The organism is Mycobacterium sp. TH-M116 (assembly GCF_057473685.1).
On the sequence record NZ_JBYCLC010000190.1, the window covers coordinates 1 to 2,293 of the forward strand.

Annotated in this window: 1 protein-coding gene; it reads right to left on the bottom strand. The window is 71.0% G+C overall.

Annotated features, from left to right (window positions below):
• The coding region (locus AC2VOK_RS09520; protein ID WP_428900252.1) for an acyltransferase domain-containing protein at positions 1 to 2,293 on the bottom strand (2,293 nt) is incomplete at both ends.

The following is a 2,293-nucleotide window of genomic DNA, read 5'->3' on the forward strand; positions in this document are numbered from 1 at the left end:
CTGCGCCGAACGCACCAACCCCCACACCGCCGCACCCGCCAAATCCCCCACGTCCTCCCCCGGCAACGCCACCGCACCCCGCGTCGACACCACCAGCACACCCGTGTCGCGCTCGGTGACCCAGGACTGCACGACGGCCAGCGCCTGGTGCGTGCGCGCGTACACGTCGGCTACCGGGAGCACTTCGGCCGCAACGGATTCGAAGACCTCGTTGACGTGGGCCTCGTTCTCGGCAGCCGGCGTCGACGAAGCCGGCGACCAGATCAGCTCGAAGAGCCGGTCCGGGGACGAACCCGAGACCGCCGCCCGCAGCTGCCGATCGCTGACCGGCCGGGCCACCATCGCACCCACCGACAACACCGGCAGGCCCAGCCCGTCGGCGAGCTCGATCGACACGGCGGACTGCCCGGCGGGCGCGATCCGGACCCGCACCGCCGATGCGCCGGCCGCGTGCAGCGACACGTTCTGCCACGAGAACGGCAACAGCACTTCGCTCGTCCGCGGGCCGGTCCGGTCGGCCACGACCAGCGCGTGCATCGCCGCGTCGAGTAGCGCCGGGTGCATCCCGAAACCGTTGACACCACCGGCGGCGTCGGGCAGCTGCACCTCGGCGAACACCTCGTCGCCGCGAACCCATGCCGCGGTCAATCCCCTGAACGCCGGGCCGTAGCCGTATCCACGGGCCGCGAGCCGCTCGTATCCGCCGCCAGAGTCCACGGCGACGGCGCCGGCCGGCGGCCACACCGACAGGTCCGCGCTGGGCGCCACCGATCCGGAGCCCAGCATGCCCTCGGCGTGGCACACCCAGTCCGATCCCGGGGCCGCGCCGGCGCGGGAATACACCGAAACGCTGCGCCGTCCCGAATCCTCAGGGGTGCCCACCACGACGTGCAGCGCCACGGAATCCCCGGGAGCGGGCAGCAGCAACGGCGCCCGCAGCGTCAATTCGTCGACGACCGGGCAGCCGACTTCGTCGCCGGCGCGGATCGCCAGCTCGACGAAACCGGCACCGGGGAACACCGGCACCCCGCAGACCGTGTGGTCAACCATCCACTCGTGCGCGCCGGGTGCCAGGCGGCCCGTCAGCACCACCCCGCCGGAGGCCGGCAACTCCACGACCGCACCGAGCAAGGCGTGGTCGCCCGCACCCAGCCCCAGACCGGCGGCATCGGCCCCGAAGCCCTCGTTCGAGAGCCAAAACCGGCGCCGCTCAAAGGCATAGGTCGGCAGCTCGACGAAGTGTGCCCCGTCCAATGCACCGCGCCAATCGACGCCCACGCCCGCAACGAACGCGGTGGCGGCCGACGCGAAAAAGCGGTCCAGTCCACCCTCTTCGCGGCCCAGGGTGGGGACCACGATCACGGCGGCATCGTCGCCGGCGCACTCGTTGCAGGTGTCCTCGATCCCGGCGATGAGTGCCGGATGCGGGCTGGATTCGATGAACGTGCGGTAGTTGTGCTCGCAGGCGCTGCGGACGGCCTGCTCGAACTGCACGGTCTGACGGATGTTGCGGTACCAGTATTCGGCGTCCAAACCCGCTGTGTCGATGCGGCTTCCGGTCACCGTGGAGAAGAAGGCGGTACGTGAGGAACGCGGCTCGATACCCGACAGCGCCTCGATGAGTTCCGCGCTGATGGCTTCGACCTCGACCGAATGCGACGCATAGTCCACCTCGATCCGGCGGGTGCGCAGCCCCTGGTCGGCGCAGATCCGTATCAGGTCCTCCAGCGCGCCCACTTCGCCCGAGACCACCACCGCGGCAGGGCCGTTGACTGCCGCGATCCCGATGCGTTCACCATAGGGCGCCGACAACTCCCGCGCCCGTTCGGCGCCGCAGGCGATGGACAGCATGCCACCGGGACCGGCCAGCGACCGCAACAGCTTGCTGCGCAACGTCACCACGCGGGCGGCGTCGGGCAGGGACAGCGACCCGGCGACGCAGGCCGCGGCGATCTCGCCCTGCGAGTGTCCGATCACGGCGTCCGGGCTGACGCCGACGGACTTCCACAACTCGGCCAGCGAGACCATCACCGCGAACAGCACCGGCTGGACGACGTCGACGCGGTCGAGGCCCGGGGCGTCCGGCGCCCCCCGCAGCACGTCGATCAGCGACCAGTCGACGAACTCCGAGAAGGCCTCCGCGCACTCCGCGATGCGCTGCGCGAAAACAGGCGCAGTGGAAAGCAATTCGACACCCATGCCCAGCCATTGGGAGCCTTGGCCGGGGAACACGAACACGGTCTTGCCCGCCGGTGTGGCGCTGCCCCGGATCACCGAACCCGCCAGGTCGTCA